A 19,182-nucleotide genomic window follows, 5' to 3' on the forward strand; every position below is an offset into this window, starting at 1 on the left:
TGCGTCACAGGAGTGCTTCAAAGCGCCACTCCACGGCTTGGCGCAAGGTCTGGCCCATTTCCAGCACCTGCATGCCCGGGCGGCCTTCCATGTGGAACGCATCGATGGGGTGGCTCACCGGCTCAAAGCAAAAGTGCGCCCCAGTGGGTGGGCGGTACAGCAGGCAAAACCCATCCTTTCGCCCGCGGGCGGCTACGGCCGACTCCCGCATGTGCAAGCGCAGCGCGTGCTCGGGCCAGTCGATGTGCGCCTGCCCGCTCCAGCCGGCGTAGGCGTTGTCGATCAGGCTGCCACTCACCTCCATACCGACGCTTGGGTCCCACCCCGGCGGGAAGGCGGTGGTGTAGCCGGTGGGCATCGGGTCGGCGCCGCTGAGCCACACCCCGTCCACTTCCGCATGCAAACGCGTCTGCGGTGTGCGTAAAAAAGCCGGGTGTTGCCCCAGGCCGTAGGGCAGGCTGCTTGCGCCCAGGTGGGTGACTTCTAGCAACTGGTCCATGCCGTCGTCGCGCAGCACAAAGCGTTGCAGGGCGCGGTAGTGGTAGGGGTTGCCGCCAAAGTGGTGGGATTCAAGGTGCAGCTCCAGCGTGTCGGGGCGGGGCTGCTGGATGTCCCACGGCTGCAGCCAGCCATCGCCGTGGATGGGGTAGGGCTCCCCAGTGCGGTTGGGCTGCATGGGGTGGTGCCGGCCCTCGTGCACGAAGCCGCCCTGCCCGATGCGGTTGGACCAGGGCACGAGCGGGAAGGACGCGGTGGTGTACAGGTCTGCCGCGCCCGCCCAAGGGCGCCAGAGATCGTGCACGCCCTGCGCAGTGTCGCGCTGCCAGGCGGCAACGCTGCCTCCCAGGCTGGGAATCAGGCCCAGGCGCTGGCCGGCATGTTGTAACCAATGGATGGGGTGGGAAGGGGCAGGCGTCGGGTGCATGGCAATGTGGGCTGGTGGTGGGGTGGCGCATGCTAGTCCTGCGGCGGTGGAAAAGAAAATCACGATTCAGGCTTTTGACATACCTGAATTGCAATGAATAAAACAAGTGGCCACATTTAGTCTTCTAGGCGAACTAAGTCAATAAATCTTTTTAAAACAATAACTTAGGGTAAACCTGAATTATTCGATTGATATCAGAAACATCTAAATAACTATTAGATTGATATATTTTTGATTCATATGATGACAGCCACTCCTGCACATCCGGGTCGCTTGAAAACGTTGTCTGGTGGAAGGGGAAGACAAGTAGCCGAACGCGGGCGGCTGCTTTGAAATCGATTTCCCCGCATCTACAACGAAAGAGGAGACAACATGAACAACCATCGTCGCACGGTACTGGCATCCGCCCTGGCCGCATCCATCGCCATCGCTACCCCCTTGACGGCCTTTGCGCAAAAGAAAATTGTGGTGGGCTTCAGCCAGATCGGTGCGGAGAGTGAATGGCGCACCGCCAATACCAACTCCATGAAGTCCGCTGCCGCTGCCGCTGGCATTGAACTGAAGTTTTCTGACGCGCAGCAAAAGCAGGAAAACCAGATCAAGGCCCTGCGCTCCTTTATCGCCCAGAAGGTGGACGTGATCGCCTTGACCCCCGTGGTCGAGTCCGGCTGGGACACCGTGCTCAAAGAAATCAAGGATGCCAAGATTCCATTGATCCTGATGGACCGCTCGGTGGATTCCAAAGACACCTCGCTCTACGCCACCCACATCGGCTTCGACTTTGTGAAGCAAGGCGAGATGGCCGGCCAGTGGCTGGTGGAGCGCGCCAAGACCATGAAGGGTGACATCAACGTGGTGGAGCTGCAAGGCACCGTGGGCTCTGCGCCTGCCATCGACCGCAAGAAGGGCTTTGAAGACGCCATCAAGGGCAACGCCAACATCAAGATCATCCGCTCGCAAACCGGTGACTTCACCCGCGCCAAGGGCAAGGAAGTCATGGAGGCCTTCCTGAAGGCAGAGGGCAAGAAGATCAATGTGCTCTACGCGCACAACGACGACATGGCCATCGGCGCCATCCAGGCCATCGAGGAAGCCGGCCTCAAGCCCGCCAAGGACATCCTGGTGATCTCGGTGGACGGTGTGAAGGGGGCGTTCGAAGCCATGATTGCCGGCAAGCTCAACGTCAGCGTGGAATGCAGCCCGCTGCTCGGCCCGCTGGTGATGGCCACCGCCAAAGACATCGTGGCCGGCAAAACCGTGGCGCGCCGCATCATCGGCAAAGACGGTGTGTACCCCATGGAAACCGCGGCCAAAGAGTTCCCCAGCCGCCAGTACTGATCTCCCGTTAGTTAGTTCGCTTCAGTCATTCGTTTTGGCCTGCGGCTTCGGCTGCAGGCCTTTTTTGCACGACACCATGACACACACATCACCAGCGGCTCCTGCGGTGGCCCCCGTGCTGGAGCTCTCCGGCGTGGCCAAGCAGTTCGGTCCGGTCAGGGCGCTCTCAGGCGTCGGGCTGCGGCTGTATGCCGGCGAAGTCCATGCCCTGATGGGCCAGAACGGCGCGGGCAAGTCCACCCTCATCAAAGTGCTCACCGGCGTCTACCCGGCCGATGAAGGCGAGATGCGCCTGAACGGCCAGCCCATACGCGCCAGCTCCACGCTGGACGCCCAGCGCCTGGGCATCAGCACCGTGTACCAAGAGGTCAACCTCTGTGCCAACCTGTCGGTGGCCGAAAACATTTTTGCCGGGCGTTATCCGCGCCACGGCTGGCAGCGGGCCGGCGCCATCGACTGGACCCGCATGCACCGCGAGGCCCGCGAGCTGCTGGCCCGCCTGAACCTCGATATTGACGTCACCCAGACGCTGGCCAGCTACTCGGTGGCGGTGCAGCAGATGGTGGCCATTGCGCGGGGGCTGAGCATCTCGGCTCAAGTGCTGATATTGGACGAACCCACTTCCAGCCTGGACGACGAAGAGGTGGAGCGCTTGTACGTTGTGTTGCGCCAGCTGCGCGACCAGGGCATGGCGATCCTGTTTGTCACCCACTTTCTGGACCAGGTCTACGCGCTGTGCGACCGCATCACTGTGCTGCGCAACGGCGAGTTGGTGGGCGAATACCCGGCGGCCGAGCTGGGCCACAACGCCTTGATTGCCGCCATGGTGGGCCGCGAGTTGGCGGCTGCCCACAGCGCGCAGGCGGCCGATGGTGACGCCCGTGCAGCGGAGCCGGAGTGGCTGCAAACCAAGGCCCTGAACCGCCGCGGCCATGTGAAAGCGGTAGACCTCGGTATCCGCCGGGGCGAAGTGGTGGGCCTGGGTGGCCTGCTGGGCTCGGGGCGTACCGAGCTGGCGCGCCTGCTGTTCGGGCTGGACCGCAGCGATGCGGGGGAAATCACGCTGGGCGGCAAAACTGTGCGCATGGACTCACCCGCTACTGCCATCCAGCTAGGGCTGGCCCTGTGCCCGGAAGACCGCAAGGCCGAGGGCATCATTGCCGAGCTCTCGGTACGCGAGAACATCGTGCTGGCCTTGCAGGCCCGCCAAGGCTTGTGGCCTGCCATAGGCCGGGTGCAGCAGACCACGCTGGCCGAGGGCTATGTGAAGGCCCTGGGCATCAAGACCGCCGATGTGGACACCCCCATCGGACAGCTCTCCGGCGGTAACCAGCAAAAAGCGGTGCTAGCCCGCTGGCTGGCTACGCAGCCCAGCTTGCTGATATTGGATGAACCCACACGCGGCATCGACATTGCCGCCAAGCAGGAAATCATGAACGAGATACTGGCCTTGGCTACACAGGGGATGGCGGTGCTGTTCATCTCCTCGGAAATGGAAGAAGTGGTGCGCGTCTCTGACCGCATCGTGGTGCTACGCGACCGGGCCAAGGTGGGTGAACTGCCCGCAGGCACCGACGAGCATGCGGTCTACGCCATGATTGCGGGGCAGGTATGAGCACTTCGAACATGCCTTCTCTTTGGAAGCGGGTGCAGTTGCACTCTTTGTTGTGGCCCGTGGTCACGCTGGTGCTGATCTTGATGGTCAATGCTAGCCTGAACCCCGGCTTCTGGATGCTGCAGTGGCGCGACGGCCACCTGTACGGCAGCGTCATCGACATCCTGAACCGCGCAGCGCCGCTGATGCTGGTGTCTCTAGGCATGACGCTGGTCATTGCCACCCGAGGCATTGATATCTCGGTGGGCGCTACCGTGGCCATCAGTGCGGCGGTAGCGACCCTGATGGTGGGCGGCAAGCTGGTCATCACCGATGGGGTGGCTCAGCACATCAGCCGTTTCCCCATGTGGCTGGCCATCGTGTGTGCGCTGCTCACCGCTTTGGCCTGCGGGCTGTGGAACGGCTTGCTGGTCGCCAAGATTGGCCTGCAGCCCATCATTGCCACGCTCATCCTCATGGTGGCGGGCCGCGGCGTGGCCCAGCTGCTGACCGACGGGCAAATCGTCACGGTCTACTACCCGCCTTACTTTTACATTGGCAGCGGTTACCTCTGGGGCCTGCCGTTTGCGCTCTTCATTGCGGGCTTTGTGTATCTCTTGATGCACCTCGCCGTCACGCGCACCGCGCTGGGCCTGTTCATCCAGGCCATCGGCATCAACCCCGCAGCGGCCCGGGTTGCGGGTGTTAAAGAGCGGCTCATCAGCATCTGTGTGTACGCCTTCTGTGGCCTGACCGCAGGCATTGCCGGCCTGATCATCAGCTCCAACGTCAAGAGCGCCGACGGCAACAACGCCGGTAACCTGCTGGAGCTGGACGCTATCCTGGCCGTTACCCTGGGCGGTACCTTGCTCACCGGCGGGCGCTTCAGTCTGGCTGGCAGCATGATTGGCGCCCTCATCATCCAGACGCTCACCTCCACCATCTATTCCATTGGCGTGCCGCCGGAGATCAACCTCGTGGTCAAGGCCGCTGTAGTGTTCGTGGTGATGCTGATGCAGTCCGCCGAATTCCGCCGCGCGGTGCGCGGGTGGGTGGTGCGTCCTGCCACAGGGAGCCACGCATGAAGCTCCAGAGCAAATACATTCCGCTGGCGGCCACCATCTCGCTGTTTGCCGCCATGTCGGTGTTCGGTGGCGTGTCCTACACCGGCTTCTTCTCGGCCCAGGTGTTCCTCAACCTGCTGATCGACAACGCCTTCCTGGTCATCGTTGCCGTGGGCATGACCTTCGTCATCCTGTCCGGTGGCATCGACCTGTCGGTGGGCTCGGTGGTGGCACTGAGCACCATCGTGCTGGCCAAGCTGGTCCAGCACCTGCATTGGGACTTGATGGTGGCGATTCCGCTGGTGCTGGCCATGGGCACGCTGTTTGGCGCCTTCATGGGCTGGCTGATCCAGCGCTTCCGGCTGCAGCCTTTCATCGTCACGCTGGCGGGCATGTTCCTGGCGCGGGGGCTGTGCTACCTGATCAGCATCGACTCCATCAGCATCACCGATGAGGCCTACACCGTGCTGGCGCAAACCCGCATCCATCTCTGGTCCGAGGGGCCTATGGTGTCCATCAGCGCCATCCTCGCGCTGGCTGTGTTGGCTGTTGCGGTCTTCATCGCGCACGGCACCGAGTTCGGCCGCACGGTGTACGCCATCGGCGGGTCCGAGTATTCGGCCGTGCTCATGGGGTTGCCGGTGGCGCGTACCAACGTGGCGGTGTATGCGCTGAGCGGCTTCTGTGCCGCATTGGGAGGCGTGGTGTTCACCTTCTACATGCTCTCCGGCTACGGCCTCCACGCAGTGGGGCTGGAGCTGGATGCCATTGCGGCGGTGGTGATTGGCGGCACGCTGCTCAGCGGCGGCGTGGGCTACGTGGCAGGCACGCTGTTTGGTGTGCTGACGCTGGGCGTCATCCAGACCCTCATCATGTTCGATGGCTCCCTGAGCTCGTGGTGGACGCGTATCGTCATCGGCGCGCTGCTCTTCGTGTTCTGCGTGCTGCAGCGGGTGTTTGAAGCCGGGCGCAAGCCAGGGGCATAGCGTTTGGGATTAAATCGGCCCCTGGCCCACGTATGGATTGCGTGGGCAGCTCCTGAAACCATAGCAAGCTGAACGGATACACCCTATGCAATACCGTCCCCTCGGCCGTACCGGCTGGAACATCTCGACCGTCAGCTTCGGCGCCTGGGCCATCGGTGGCACCTGGGGCGCGGTGGATGATGCGGACTCCATGGCCGCCTTGCACCGTGCGTTGGACCTGGGCGTCAACTTCTTTGACACCGCCGACGTGTATGGCGATGGCCGCAGCGAGCGCCTGCTGGCACGTCTGCGCAAAGAGCGCAGCGAGCCGTTTTATGTAGCCACCAAAGCCGGCCGCCGCCTCGACCCGCATGTGGCCGCCGGCTTCACGCGCGCCAACCTCACCGCCTTTGTGGAACGCAGCCTGCAAAACCTCAACACCGAGGCCATCGACCTGCTGCAACTGCATTGCCCGCCGACCGAGGTGTTCTACATGCCTGAAGTATTTGGCGTGCTGGATGACCTGGTGGCAGCCGGCAAGCTGCGCCATTACGGCGTGAGTGTCGAGAAGGTGGAAGAAGCGCTCAAGGCGATCGAGTACCCCGGCGTGCAGAGCGTGCAGATCATCTACAACCTGTTCCGCCAGCGCCCGGCCGAGCTGCTGTTTGAGCAGACGCAAAAGCGCGGTGTGGGCATCCTCGCGCGCCTGCCGCTGTCCAGCGGCTTGCTCAGCGGCAAGATGAGCGCGCAAAGCACCTTTGCCGCCGACGACCACCGTGGCTTCAACCGCGAAGGCGCGGCCTTCGACAAGGGCGAGACGTTTTCGGGGCTGGACTACAACGTCGGCCTGCAGGCCGTGGAGGCCATGCGCCCGCTGGTGCCTGCGGGCATGAGCATGGCGCAAATGGCGTTGCGCTGGATCCAGATGCATCCGGCGGTGACCTGCACCATCCCCGGTGGCAAGAACCCCGCGCAGGTGCAAGACAACGTGGCCGCCGCTGACTTGCCCGCGTTGCCCGATGCCACCATGCAGGCCTTGGCTGACATCTACGCGCGTTACGCCAAGCCGCTGGTGCACCAGCGCTGGTAGCGCGCTCCGCGCTGGGGTGCGGCAGGTGCCGGGCCTTGTGTGTCCGCTATTTTTCAGCGGGGTAAAGTTGGCTCCATAGGGCCTCAGCCCCGCCGGTTTTGCGTCGAAAGCCCCTCATCAGCAATCAATGAGGGGACGCAATGCAACGATGGTGGTGGTCTGTGGGCTTGGCTTTTTTGTGCAGCGGTTGCTCGGTGCTGGCGGTGGCGGATGCCGCTGTCACCACGGGGGCGGTGGTGGTGAAAACCGGGGTGCAGGCCACCGGCGCCTTGGTCAGTGCGGTTTTGCCAAAAAAATAAAGCGGCCGAGCACGAAGCTGCGGCCGCTTTGGCAGGGGTGTGCGGGTGGGGCTTAGCGCACCAGCAACACCGGAGTCTTGCAGTGCGCCAGCACCTGGGTAGCTACCGAGCCCATCACCAGGTTGGTGAGCGCGCTGTGGCCGTGGGAGCCCATGATCAGCAAGTCGTACTTGCCGCTATCAGCTTGCTTGGCGATGGTGGCGCCGGCCGGGCCGACTTTGGATTCGAGCTTGGCATTGATGCCATGGCGCTTGAGGAATTTGCCCACGGGTGCGAGCACCTTGTCGGCTTCTTCGCGGTAGTACTGCTCCACGATGTCTTTGCCCAAGGCTGCCTTGGCGCGCGGGGGCAGAGCCGACTGGGTGTTGAACACGGTGTACTCCTGGTCGGGAGACAATAGGGCCTCGTGGGTGCTGAGGTAGGCCAGCATTTTTTTGCTGTAACTGCTTCCATCCACTGCGAGCAAAATCTTCATCAGGCATCTCCGGTTGTGTAGAAGTCCAGTGTAAAACCTGTGCCTTGCACGAACTTGAGCTTTGTCAAGAATTCCGTTCGGTTCACAGGGAGAACACCATGCCGCACCCGCCCATGCCTCTGAGCACCCGTCGCCAATGCCTGACGGCTTTGGCCGCTACCTTCACTCTGGGGCCCCAGAGTGCGTGGGCGCAGAGCGCAGAGGCACCGCTTGCGCCCGCTGCCGCCCCCACCCGGCCACCGCTGATGTTGGCCGGCGTGTACCGCACGGCCTACCCCTTGGCAGATGCACGGGTGAGTGAGAAGTACGACGGAGTCCGTGCCTACTGGGATGGCCAGCGCTTGTGGACGCGGGGTGGGCAAGCCATTGCCGCGCCCGCGTGGTTCACGGCCGGCTGGCCCGCCACGCCACTGGATGGCGAGCTGTGGGCGGGCCGCGGCCAGTTTGAGGCGGCGGTGTCCACCGTGCGCCAGCAGGTGCCCGATGACGCGGCGTGGCGCTCCCTGCGCTACATGGTGTTTGACATGCCGGCGCACGGCGGCGTGTTCAGCGCGCGGCAGATGGCTCTGCACGCTGCGGTTGCGCAACTCGACCACCCCTGGGTGCATGCGGTGGCGCAGCAGCCGGTGGCGTCGGCGCACAGTTTGCAGGCCTTGTTGACGCGCACTGTGGCCGAGGGCGGCGAGGGCTTGATGCTGCAGCAAGCCGGTGGTCGCTACTTGCCCGGCCGCTCGGTTGAGCTGGTCAAGCTCAAGCCGTTTGACGATGCAGAGGGCCACGTGGTGGCGCATGTGCCCGGCCAAGGGCGCTTGCAGGGACGCATGGGTGCCTTGTGGCTGGAGATGCCGGCTGCCGATGGTGGCAAGCCCCTACGCTTCAAGCTGGGGACGGGCTTCACCGACGCGCAGCGCCAACACCCGCCTGCGGTGGGCAGCTGGGTGAGCTTCCGGTTTCGCGGATACACCGGGCAAGGCGTGCCCCGGTTTGCCAGCTATTTGCGGGCGGCGCAGGCGCCCGAGAGCTGACGGAAGAGCGTGCGCGCTTCGCGATTGGGGCCTGCCTTCATGCCCATTTTGCTCCTGATTTCATAGCTGATTGCGCATAGCGCACGTGCGCTAGGTGCCGATTTCTATCAAAAGCTCCGGCCGGTAGCCCAGCTGCTCGCTTTTGCGCACATAGCCCAGCGGGTTGGCCACCACCCGGCAATTGCCCACGCTGTAGTCGCTGGGCGCGTGCAGGTGGCCATGCAGCCACAGGTCGGCCCGCGGGAGCAATTCGTCCAGCGCATTGCAAAAGCCGGCGGTGCCGGGCACCAGGCCGTAGCGCGGGTCGGCACTGCGCAGGCTGGGGGCAAAGTGGGTTACCACCACCGTGGGGCCGTCATGCGGCTTTGCCAAGGCCTCGCGCAGCCAGGCTTGGCAGACCAAGGCCTGCTCGCGCAAGCCGTCTGCCAGCCACGGCTCGTCGGCACGGGTGGTGAGTGTTTTCTTCAGGTAGTAGTTGGCGGCGCGGTAGGCCTTGTCGCGGGCTTTGAGCTGGCGCTCTGGCGGCTCCTGGGCGGCGAGCGCGTCAAAGTCGGTCCACAGGGTGGTGCCGACGAAACGCACGCCTTCCATCAACACAGTTTCACGTTCCAGCCAGTGGATGCCCAAGCGCTCGCAGGTGGCGCGCAAACGGGTGTGTGCGGCGTCAAAGTTCAGCGTGTCGTACTCGTGGTTGCCGGGCACAAACAGCACCGGAGTCGGCCAGTCGTGCAGGGGCGAAAAGCGCTCCAGCCCGAAGTCGTCGCCGGCGAGCTGCGAGCCGGGCTGGTAGGAGCCCACATCCCCTGCCAACACCAGCACATCGGCGCCGGGCAGCGGCGTGGCCTGCCAATGGGGGTGGGCCTCCAGATGGAGGTCGGAGAGCAGCTGGATCTTCATGCGGAAAAAATGGTTTCGCCCAGCGCCGCCACCTGGGCCCGCAGCCAGGCGTGGGGGCTGGCGCCGTCCAGCCGCTGGTGCCACAGGGCATCGACCTGAATCGGCGGCACCGCGAAAGGCAGTTCGCGGATGACCAGTTGGTCGGCATAGCCGGTGACGTTCACAAAATGGCGGGGCAGCACGGTGAGCAGGTCCGACTGGACCACCACTTTGCCGGCGGTAAAAAACTGGTTGACGGTGAGCACCACCCGGCGTGTGCGCTTGAGGCTGACCAGCGATTCGTCAATAAAGCCGAAGGCGCGACCGGAAAAGCTCACCAGCATGTGGTGCGCGCTGCAAAAGCGGTCCAGGGTGAATTCGCCCACGGTGAGCGGGTGGTCTTTGCGCATCACGCACACGTAGTCACCCACAAACAGGCGGTGGTGCAAAAAGGTCTCCGAGGCACCGGCTTGCGCACGCGCCGTCAGGTCGGCCAAGACCGCCGGAAAGTGGCCGATGGCCAAGTCGGCACCGCCTTCTTCCAGCACCTTGCGGGGGTCGCGGGTGGTCAGGGGGACCACCCGCAACGACACGCCGGGCGCATCGCGCGCCAGCACCTTGACCAGACCGGGCATCAGCTCGGCGGCGGTGGCATCGGCCATGGTGAGCACAAAGGTGTTGGTGGCTTCGGCCGGCTCAAACACGCTGGGCGCCAGGGAGGCCTGCAGTTTTTGCAAGGTTTCGCGCACGGCGGGCCACAGCTCCTGCCCGCGCGCGGTGGGCTCCAGGGTGCGGCCGTTGCGCACCAGCAGCTCGTCGTCCAGCGCTTCGCGCAGGCGCCGCAAGGCGTTGCTGACAGCGGGCTGGGTGAGGTTGAGCTGCTCGGCAGCGCGTGTCAGGCTGCGTTCGGACATGACCACATCGAACACCTTGAGCAGGTTCAGGTCGAAGGTGCGGAGGTTGATGTGGTGGGCGGCCATGGGGAAGTATAAATTCTGTGAATACCAAGCATCACCAACATAAAGTTGAACGACACTGGGGTAAACCCTATGATTCGCCCATCTTAGAAATTTTTATCCAGTGAGCATCAACCTTTTCAAGGAGTTTGCCATGACACAAGCTATCAACACCCCCTATTTCTCGTACTCCACCGCTCAGCCCCGTACGCCCCGCGCACGCCGTGAAAAAGTGGAAGCTTCCCGTACCCTGTCCGGCATGTTGCTGGCTGCAGTGCTGTCCGCCTTGTTGGTGGTGGCAGACCAGGTGATCGACACTTGGGTCGACGGCCACATGCTGGCGGCTTGGGTGGCTTTGTGGACCGTGGCATTTGCGGCCTTGGCCCTGTTGGCGCCCCCGCTGCGTAAAGTGTCTTCCGGTTTGGCGACCCTGATCGCTTCTGCCGTGCAGGCCTACCAAGTGCGCCGCATGGAAGAAAAGATGTGGGAATACGCCCACCACGACCCCCGCATCATGGCTGAGCTGCAACACGCTTGGTTGCGCAGCCAGACAGAAGCCTGATTGCTGTCACGCCGGTTCACGCTCACGAACCGGATGCAAAAAAGCCACCCTCGGGTGGCTTTTTTGTTTTTCTTATCAACCCGCTCAGGCAGCCAAACGCTGCGCCAGTTGGGTCTTGGTCTCTTCGAGTTCCTTCGGCAAGTGGTAGGCGAGCTGGGTGAACAGCTCGGTGTGCAGGGCGATCTCAGCCTTCCAGTCGTCCTTGTTGAGGCTGGTCACCGAGTCAAATTGGGCTTGGCTGAAGTCCAAACCGGTCCAGTTGATTTCGCTGTACTGGGGGGCAACGCCGAAGCCGGTTTCCACACCCGCAGCCTGGCCTTCCAGGCGGTCGATCATCCACTTCAGCACGCGCATGTTTTCACCGTAGCCGGGCCAGACGAACTTGCCGTCGTCACCTTTGCGGAACCAGTTGGTGGTGAAGATTTTGGGTTGCTTGGCGCCGGATTGGGCCAGCTTGGCGCCCATGTTGAGCCAATGCTGGAAGTAGTCGCTCATGTTGTAGCCCATGAAAGGCAGCATGGCGAAGGGGTCGCGGCGCACCACGCCCTGTTGGCCCACGGCCGCAGCGGTGGTCTCAGAACCCATGGTGGCAGCCATGTAAACACCTTCGGTCCAGTTGCGGGCTTCGGTCACCAGCGGCACGGTGGTGGAGCGGCGGCCGCCGAAGATGAAAGCATCAATCGCCACGCCGTTGGCGTCGTCCCACTGGCTGTCCAGCGCGGGGTTGTTGCCGGCAGCCACGGTGAAGCGGGCGTTGGGGTGGGCGGCCTTGGCGCCGGTTTCCTTGGCGATGGCGGGCGTCCAGTCCTTGCCTTGCCAGTCGATCAGGTGGTCGGGCAGGCCGCCGGTGTCTTTCTCCATGCCTTCCCACCACACGTCACCGTCGTCGGTCAGCGCGACGTTCGTGAAGATCACGTTCTTGTCCAGGCTGGCCATGCAGTTGGGGTTGGTGTGGAAGTTGGTGCCGGGGGCCACGCCGAAGTAGCCGGCTTCGGGGTTGATGGCGTAGAGTTTGCCGTCGGTGCCGGGTTTGATCCAGGCAATGTCGTCGCCAATCGTGGTGACTTTCCAGCCTTCGAAGCCGGTAGGTGGCACCAGCATGGAGAAGTTGGTCTTGCCGCAGGCGCTGGGGAAGGCCGCCGCCACGTGGTACTTCTTGCCCTGGGGATTTGTCACGCCCAAGATGAGCATGTGCTCGGCCAACCAACCCTGGTCGCGGCCCATGTTGGAGGCAATGCGCAGCGCAAAGCACTTCTTGCCCAGCAGCGCGTTGCCGCCGTAGCCCGAACCGTAGCTCCAGATTTCGCGGGTTTCGGGGTAGTGCACGATGTACTTGGTCTTGTTGCAAGGCCATTTCACATCGGATTGGCCTTGGGCCAGGGGCGCACCCACCGTGTGCACGCAGGGCACAAAGGGGCCGTCCACGCCAATCACGTCAAACACCGCCTTGCCCATGCGGGTCATGATGCGCTGGTTCACGGCCACGTAGGGGCTGTCAGAGAGTTCAATGCCGATGTGGGCAATGTGGCTGCCCAGAGGGCCCATGGAGAAGGGCACCACATACATGGTGCGGCCGGCCATGCAGCCATCGAACAGGGCTTTTTCGCCGTCCTTGCCGGTTTGCAGCAGGGTGCGCATCTCGGCCGGCGCCATCCAGTTGTTGGTGGGCCCGGCGTTTTCCTTCTTCTCGGAGCAGATGTAGGTGCGGTCTTCCACGCGGGCCACATCGCTGGGGTCGGAGCAGGCCAGGAAACTGTTGGGGCGCTTGGCGGGGTTGAGTTTTTTGAAGGTGCCGGCGTCGACCAGTTGCTGGCACAGGCGCTGGTATTCCTCGTCGGAGCCGTCACACCAGTACACGTTTTGGGGTTTGCACAGGGCCACCATGTCCGCCACCCAGGCAATGAGTTTGGCGTTTTTGACGTAGCTGGGGGTGTTGAGGGCCAGGCCCTGCATCACGGGTGCGTTCATGAAAAGCTCCTAAGTTTGAAAATCGTCTTTTCAAAATCAGGTGCCACTGACATCAGCACTGCCACGAACTTTGAGAAACCGGCTTTCAAGGTCTTGCCCGCAGCAGCGGGAGGACGGAGAGTGCCGGTGATTCTAGGGATAGGTACTCAAGTTACCAAGCGATTACGAATCAATTTTATGCAAACCATGCATGGGTTTATGCGTAGGGTGGTGGTCAGGGACTTTGCAGCGCCTTTTGAATGCGCTCCAGCAACCGGGGGTCTTCAGGCAGGGTTTCGCTTGCAAAGCTGCCAACAACCTTGCCCCGGCGGTCAATGAGGTACTTGTGAAAGTTCCAGCGGGGGCTTTGCCCGCTTTGTTGTGCGAGCTCTCTGAACAAGGGGTTGCTGGCGCTGCCGGTGACCTTGCTTTTGGCAAACATCGGGAATTTCACGCCGTAGGTGTTGAAACAAAAGTCGGCAATTTGAGCGCTGCTACCGGGTTCCTGCTGGCCGAAGTCGTTGGACGGAAAGCCCAACACCACCAAGCCCTGGCCTTGGAAGCGCGCGTAAACGCGTTCCAGCCCTTCGTATTGGGAGGTAAATCCGCAGTAGCTGGCGGTATTGACCACCAAGGCGACTTTTCCGCTGAACTGGCACAGGCTTTGGGGTGCGTCGTCTTGCAAGCGAGGCATGGTCTTTTGCCAGAGGGCGGGGCAGGACGGCGCTTGGGGCGGCGGTGGCGCTGCAAGCACGGTGTGGGCGATGAGCAATAAAAAAGCGGCCGAAGCCGCTTTTGTACAGAGTGTCATCCGCGATGGAGCACGCAAGGTGCTGTACATGGCGGCAGGGCCTTCAGGCCATGGACACGGCAATGAACGCCAGCAAAAACATCAGAACCGCGCCCACGATGGGCAGCACCACGGGCATCAAGGGGACGACCTCATCAACAGGGTCGGCGGCGTGGTGGTCGTCAGAGTGGGCGGGTGCGGACATAGTCAAACCTCAGGTTGTACGTTGGTATCGCCGGATTTTAGCGGTATGCGTGCCCGGGCGTCACCCCGTGTCTTGCCAAGGGTTGTTGCAAGGAGGTAGTTCCTGCGCTATCGTGATTCCGGCACAAGGCAGTGCCGGAGGCGTTGAATGGCCAAGCGTTCCTTGTTTCTGCCGCAAGGCGGGCATCTTTTACCTTCCCCCGGGTTGGAGCGCGCGCCTGTGCTGGATTTGATGTGCTCCCATTTTGTGTTGACCCTGGCAGCCCGCCAAGGCGCCAGCTTCAATGTGCGGCGCGATTTCAACGGGGTGGTCGGCTTGGCCGGGCGGCACTTGGTCTGGCCGGTGTCGGTGTTGGCCCGGCTGCGCGAATTCCTGGCCCGCCGGTGTGTGGGCAATGAGTTGTGGCGTGGGCACGAGGCGCTGAGCGCGCCCGAGTTTTTGACCCGCTTCGGCACCTGGTGCGGCCCCTATGACGAAGCCACGCTGTTTTTCTTTCTGGATGAATACGCCAAAGACCAACCCAAGGACCTGATTTCGGTGCTGGCAGTTACCGGAGAGTGGTTGCAGCAGGCCTTGAAAAAACAGTCCACCCTGGTGGAAAAAAATATCAATGCCTTAGCGGGCCTGCTCCAGCTCAACAAGGCAGAACGTGCCTTGTTGCTGTACGGAACGCTGGCCCGCTACCAGCGAGATATGCGCAGCATTCTGGTGGAGTTCAAGGTAAACAACGCGGCCGAGGCCTACGCCGCCATTGCCGAAGTGGCCCATGTGAATGCCCAGGAGCTGAGCGAGGCCTTGCGCGCTGGCTCGCGGTTGGAGCGCATCGGGTTGGTGGAAAACCTGATCTCGGAGCACAACATCACCGACCTCGCGGACCTGATGAAGGTGAGCGAGAAGCTGCCCCCCGTGTTGATGCGCCAGTACCGGGACCAGTCGGAGCTGATGGCCGTCTTTACCCGACTCTCAGGTAAAACGCACTTGACCTTGGCGGACTTCGCTTTTGTGGGCGAGGAGGCCTCGGTGCTGCGCAATATGCTGGCCCACGCGGTGGCGCGCAACGAGCCAGGGGTCAACATCTTGCTGTACGGCCCCCCCGGCACAGGTAAAACCGAGCTGGCCAAAGTGCTGGCCCAAGAGGCGGGGCTTGACTTGTTTGAGGTCGAACATGCGGACCGCGATGGCAACTCACTCAGTGGCCGCGACCGCTACCGTTCCCTGCAGATTGCCCAGGTGTTTTTGAAAGGCAGCGCCCAGGCGGCGCTGTTGTTTGACGAGGTGGAAGATGTTTTCCCCCCGCTCAGTACGGAGGCCGCGCACTATATGGCACGTGCTGACGCCCATGCGGCAACGCCCAGTGCCAGCGTGAGCGGCAAGGCGTGGGTGAACCAGATACTGGAGAGCAACCCGGTCCCCACCATCTGGGTCACCAACCGCATCGAGCAGATTGACCCGGCTTTTCGCCGCCGGTTCGCCTTTCACCTCGAGCTCAAATCGCCTCCGCCTGGCGCGCGGGAAGGCGTTGTGCGCAAAACGCTGGAGGGCATTGCGGTGAGTGATGCGTTTGTGGCCCGCTTGAGTGGCCGCAAGGGCCTGACTCCGGCGCAAATCCGCACGGCAGCCCGGTTTGCCCGCTTGAGCGCCCAAGAAGACAAGGCAATGGATGGCGCGCTGATGGAAGCCTTGATGGACCGGCAACTCAAAAATGCCGATCTGGCCCTGGGCAACACGGCAGCCCCCGCCGCCCGCCCCAACGCACTCAGCCAGTACGACTTGCGCTACCTCCATATAGAGAGCCGGTTTGCGCTACCGGCCATGGTGCAGTCTTTGCAGGTGCGTGGGCATGGCACCTTGTGCTTTTATGGGCCGCCGGGCACCGGTAAAACAGCGCTGGCCGAGCACATAGCCGGTGAGCTGGGGCGCCCACTGCTCATCAAGCGCGCCAGCGATTTGATGAGTAAGTATGTGGGGGAAACCGAGCAAAACATGGCCGCCATGTTCCGCGAGGCCGAGGCGGAGCAGGCCGTGCTCCTGCTCGACGAGGCCGACAGCTTCTTGCAGGACCGCCGGGGCGCGCACCGGCACTACGAGGTCAGCGAAGTGAATGAAATGCTGCAGGGGATGGAGCGCTACCGCGGCATCTTCATCTGCACCACCAATTTGATGGACCGGCTGGACGAAGCGGCCCTGCGGCGATTTACTTTCAAAATCCGTTTCCGTTGCTTGAGCGCGGAGCAGCGGGAGGCCGTTTTCGTGCAGGAAGCCTGTGCAGGGGACGTTGCTGGCGTCGATGGCTCCATACGCCACGCCTTGCGCCAGCTGGACCAGCTCAGCTTGGGGGACTTCGCGGCGGTGCGCCGCCAGGCCGAGATTTTGGGTGTTGCCATGACACAGGCAGAGTTTCTGGCGCAGCTGGAGGCCGAACACCGCCTGAAGCCCGAGGTGCGGGAGCGGCGTTCCATGGGATTCACCGCCTGAGGCCGGGCTGTGCGCTGGGACAGGTGCGGTGCAGACCCCGTGGTAACTTCTTTGAAACTTTTTCAAACTTCTGTCAACCAGTCCCCTAGCTGGTGCGTGATTACCCTAAGCGAGTGCATTTCTTCCATCGTTGGAGCCCAAAACAGGGCGTGAAATGTGCTCATTCATGACTTATTACGCAGCAGATATGCAAAAAAACACGATTCAAGTGCCGGAAAAAGGAACTTACAAGTGGCAGCTGTTTGACTACTGGTCGGGCGAGTTCCGCCAGACCCATGCCGGCCACAATGCCTACATCGCACTGAATTTCGCCGGCGCCTTGGATGCGTGCAAGTCCAAATTCCAGGCCTTGGTGCAGCAGCACCGTGCCCAAGCGGCGGATGCCGCCACCGGTGCGCGCCACATGCGTGCCATTGAGCGCCTGCAGAACACTATGTCCGGCGCGGCCGTGGCGTACGAGAGCGGTTTCCACCGCCACTGAGCGTTCCCGGGGTTTACTGCAAGGCGACGACTTGGAGCACGTCGTCGCCGTAAGCTTCCAGTTTTTTGGCGCCAATACCGCTGATTCCCTGCAAATCGTCAATCGTTTGCGGTGCCCGTTGGGCAATCGCGGCCAGGGTGGCGTCATGAAAAATCACATAGGCCGGCAGATTGTGCTGCTGCGCCACCTCTGCACGCCACGCCTTCAGGGCGGAGTAGCGTAGCAATCCCTCACTGTCCAGATTGATAGGCGCTTTGACCACAGCGCCCAAGCGCGCGTTGCGCCGGGGTTTGCGGTCCGCCGGGGTCGAGACGGACTCCCGCAACATCACCGCCACCTCCCCTTTGAGTACGCCGCGAGATTCGGCGGTCAGTTGCAGCGTATTGAAAGCCTGGGCATCCACCGCGACAGCGCCCATCGCGATCAGCTGGCGCAGCACACCGCGCAATTGCAGTTCGCTGAAATCCTGGCCGATACCGAAGGTGCTGAGCGCCTCGTGGCCGTATTGGGTGACTTTTTCGGTGGTTTTTCCGCGCACGATGTCCATCAAGTGGCCCGCGCCAAAGCTTACCCCGCTCATTTGCTGGACGCGGTAAATGGTGCTGAGGAGCTTGCGGGCGGCATCTGTGCCGTCCCACACGTCTGGCGGATTCAGGCAGTTGTCGCAGTTGCCACATCGCCCCCACGCTCCGTCGCTTTGCGGGTCGCTGCCCCCCGGGGGGGCGAATTCCCCTTGGGGCGGCCCAGCGGGGAATTGTGGCCCGCGTCCGTAAACCTCGCCAAAATAGCCCAGCAAGCGGACCCGGCGGCAGTCGGTGGCTTCGGCCAAGCCGAGCAGCGCGTCGAGCTTGCCGCGCATGACTTGTTTGAACTCTTCGCTGGCCGGACTCTCGTCAATCATGCGGCGCTGGTTCACCACGTCCTGCAGGCCATAGGCCATCCAGGCGTCGGCGGGCAGGCCATCACGACCTGCGCGCCCTGTCTCCTGGTAGTAGCCTTCGATGTTTTTGGGCATGTCGCGGTGGGCGACAAAGCGCACATCCGGCTTGTCGATGCCCATGCCAAAGGCGATGGTGGCCACCATGACGATGCCTTCCTCGCGCAAAAACCGGTCCTGGTTCTGTTGGCGCACCTTGGCATCCAGCCCGGCGTGGTAGGGCAGGGCCTTGATGCCCGCGTCTACCAGCGTCTGCGCCATGTCTTCCACTTTTTTGCGGCTCTGGCAGTAGACGATGCCGGCCTCTCCTTCGTGCTCGCGCTCAATAAAGCGCAGCAGTTGGGTGGTGGAGTCTTTCTTTTCAACGATGGTGTAGCGGATGTTGGGCCGGTCGAAGCTGCTCACAAAAGCGCGGGCTTCTTCGAGTTGCAGGCGCTCCAGGATGTCGGCGCGCGTCAGGTCGTCGGCGGTGGCGGTGAGCGCTATGCGGGGTACGCCGGGGTAGCGCTCGTGCAGCACCGTGAGGTTGCGGTAGTCGGGCCGGAAGTCGTGGCCCCACTGGCTCACGCAGTGGGCTTCGTCAATCGCAAACAGGCTGAGCTTGCCGCGCTCGAATAGCGAATCCAGCAAAGCCAGAAACCGGGCGTTGCTGACGCGCTCCGGCGCTGCATAGAGCAGGGTGATTTCGCCGCGCAGCAGTTGCTGCTCGATCTGGTAGGCCTCGTCGCTGCTGAGGGTGGAGTTCAGAAACGCTGCGCTCACGCCGGCTTCGTGCAGCGCGCCCACCTGGTCGTGCATCAGCGCGATCAGGGGGGAGATGACGAGGGTGGCGCCCAGCCCGGCCTGCTGGCGTGCAATGGCCGGCACCTGGTAGCAGAGGCTTTTGCCGCCACCGGTGGGCATGAGCACCAGCGCGTCGCCGCCCGCAATCACGTGCTCCACGATGGCCTGTTGGGGCCCGCGGAAGGCCTGATAGCCGAATACGTCGTGAAGAATCTGCAGGTGGGGCACTTAAAACGCTATCAAATCAGGAGCTGCTCGCGCATGCGTGGCGGGCGCTAGAGGCATAAAACATTCGTAAATAGGGCGGTGGCGGCTTGAGGAGCTGAGCCACTGCGAAGGGCCTATTGTCGGGCAAGCCCGGCCGCTGCCTGCTGGCACGCTGCCGCCGACAAGCC

The 19,182-nt window shown here is 62.8% G+C and carries 18 protein-coding genes; 10 read left to right on the forward strand and 8 right to left on the reverse strand.

All coding sequences use genetic code 11. The features are described from left to right. Positions 1-4: 4 nt before the first annotated feature. Entirely contained in the window at positions 5-925 is a 921-nt protein-coding gene (locus FDM28_RS04520; protein WP_138513444.1) for an aldose 1-epimerase, read from the reverse strand. A gap of 372 nt (positions 926-1,297) precedes the next feature. Between FDM28_RS04520 and FDM28_RS04525 the strand changes: the two genes are divergently transcribed. The 6 genes from FDM28_RS04525 (at position 1,298) to FDM28_RS17590 (ending at position 7,275) form a co-directional block, all read left to right on the forward strand. Next, entirely contained in the window at positions 1,298-2,263 is a 966-nt protein-coding gene (locus tag FDM28_RS04525) for an ABC transporter substrate-binding protein (RefSeq protein ID WP_138513446.1), read from the forward strand. Between the two features lie 76 nt (positions 2,264-2,339). Then, entirely contained in the window at positions 2,340-3,878 is a 1,539-nt protein-coding gene (locus FDM28_RS04530; protein ID WP_138513447.1) for a sugar ABC transporter ATP-binding protein, read from the forward strand. An 11-nt stretch (positions 3,879-3,889) separates the two neighbouring features. Continuing rightward, on the forward strand, positions 3,890-4,942 hold the full coding sequence (locus FDM28_RS04535; RefSeq protein ID WP_240791888.1) for an ABC transporter permease: 1,053 nt from the start codon (positions 3,890-3,892) through the stop codon (positions 4,940-4,942). Further along, complete coding sequence (gene yjfF, locus FDM28_RS04540; RefSeq protein WP_138513451.1) at positions 4,939-5,907, forward strand: galactofuranose ABC transporter, permease protein YjfF; 969 nt, start codon at positions 4,939-4,941, stop codon at positions 5,905-5,907. Before FDM28_RS04535 ends, yjfF begins: the two co-directional genes overlap by 4 nt. An 85-nt stretch (positions 5,908-5,992) precedes the next feature. Beyond that, on the forward strand, positions 5,993-6,976 hold the full coding sequence (locus FDM28_RS04545; protein ID WP_138513453.1) for an aldo/keto reductase: 984 nt from the start codon (positions 5,993-5,995) through the stop codon (positions 6,974-6,976). Between the two features lie 140 nt (positions 6,977-7,116). After that, the gene (locus FDM28_RS17590) at positions 7,117-7,275 is read left to right on the forward strand and encodes a hypothetical protein (RefSeq protein ID WP_170211587.1); all 159 of its coding nucleotides are present in this window, start codon (positions 7,117-7,119) and stop codon (positions 7,273-7,275) included. 52 nt (positions 7,276-7,327) lie between these two features. Here the strand turns inward: FDM28_RS17590 and FDM28_RS04550 are convergent, their stop codons facing one another. Continuing rightward, positions 7,328-7,750 (reverse strand): universal stress protein, encoded by a 423-nt coding sequence (locus tag FDM28_RS04550; protein ID WP_138513455.1) that lies wholly within the window; start codon positions 7,748-7,750, stop codon positions 7,328-7,330. Positions 7,751-7,848: 98 nt separating this feature from the next. Here FDM28_RS04550 and FDM28_RS04555 point away from each other — a divergent pair, with 98 nt between their 5' ends. Beyond that, positions 7,849-8,775 (forward strand): DNA ligase, encoded by a 927-nt coding sequence (locus tag FDM28_RS04555; protein ID WP_240791889.1) that lies wholly within the window; start codon positions 7,849-7,851, stop codon positions 8,773-8,775. Positions 8,776-8,865: 90 nt separating this feature from the next. On the opposite strand, the gene FDM28_RS04560 is transcribed toward FDM28_RS04555, so the two are convergent. Together FDM28_RS04560 and FDM28_RS04565 are read right to left on the reverse strand one after the other, a co-directional pair. Continuing rightward, a complete protein-coding gene (locus FDM28_RS04560) occupies positions 8,866-9,672 on the reverse strand; it encodes a metallophosphoesterase (protein WP_138513457.1) in 807 nt (268 codons plus the stop codon). Continuing rightward, entirely contained in the window at positions 9,669-10,631 is a 963-nt protein-coding gene (locus FDM28_RS04565; RefSeq protein WP_138513459.1) for a LysR family transcriptional regulator, read from the reverse strand. The genes FDM28_RS04560 and FDM28_RS04565 overlap by 4 nt, the downstream gene beginning before the upstream one ends. A 130-nt stretch (positions 10,632-10,761) precedes the next feature. On the opposite strand from FDM28_RS04565, the gene FDM28_RS04570 reads away from it, so the two are divergent. After that, positions 10,762-11,169 carry a hypothetical protein gene (locus FDM28_RS04570; protein WP_138513461.1) on the forward strand — a complete coding sequence of 136 codons (408 nt, stop codon included), beginning with the start codon at positions 10,762-10,764 and terminating at the stop codon, positions 11,167-11,169. Positions 11,170-11,253: 84 nt separating this feature from the next. Here the strand turns inward: FDM28_RS04570 and FDM28_RS04575 are convergent, their stop codons facing one another. The 3 genes from FDM28_RS04575 to FDM28_RS17595 form a co-directional block, all read right to left on the reverse strand. Then, entirely contained in the window at positions 11,254-13,137 is a 1,884-nt protein-coding gene (locus FDM28_RS04575; protein WP_138513463.1) for a phosphoenolpyruvate carboxykinase (GTP), read from the reverse strand. Between the two features lie 214 nt (positions 13,138-13,351). After that, positions 13,352-13,957, reverse strand: a complete 606-nt coding sequence (locus FDM28_RS04580; protein WP_138513465.1) for a glutathione peroxidase — start codon at positions 13,955-13,957, stop codon at positions 13,352-13,354. Positions 13,958-13,970: 13 nt separating this feature from the next. Further along, positions 13,971-14,111, reverse strand: coding sequence for a hypothetical protein (locus tag FDM28_RS17595; protein ID WP_170211589.1), 141 nt, complete (start codon positions 14,109-14,111; stop codon positions 13,971-13,973). A gap of 147 nt (positions 14,112-14,258) precedes the next feature. Here FDM28_RS17595 and FDM28_RS04585 point away from each other — a divergent pair, with 147 nt between their 5' ends. Both FDM28_RS04585 and FDM28_RS04590 read left to right on the forward strand, forming a co-directional pair. Then, positions 14,259-16,586 carry an ATP-binding protein gene (locus FDM28_RS04585; protein ID WP_138513467.1) on the forward strand — a complete coding sequence of 776 codons (2,328 nt, stop codon included), beginning with the start codon at positions 14,259-14,261 and terminating at the stop codon, positions 16,584-16,586. Between the two features lie 187 nt (positions 16,587-16,773). Further along, the gene (locus FDM28_RS04590) at positions 16,774-17,067 is read left to right on the forward strand and encodes a hypothetical protein (protein ID WP_138513469.1); all 294 of its coding nucleotides are present in this window, start codon (positions 16,774-16,776) and stop codon (positions 17,065-17,067) included. Between the two features lie 13 nt (positions 17,068-17,080). On the opposite strand, the gene FDM28_RS04595 is transcribed toward FDM28_RS04590, so the two are convergent. Beyond that, a complete protein-coding gene (locus FDM28_RS04595; RefSeq protein WP_138513471.1) occupies positions 17,081-19,015 on the reverse strand; it encodes a RecQ family ATP-dependent DNA helicase in 1,935 nt (644 codons plus the stop codon). Between the last annotated feature and the right edge of the window lie 167 nt (positions 19,016-19,182).

The sequence above is a fragment of the Rhodoferax bucti genome, from assembly GCF_005876985.1.
GTDB lineage: Bacteria > Pseudomonadota > Gammaproteobacteria > Burkholderiales > Burkholderiaceae_C > Allorhodoferax > Allorhodoferax bucti.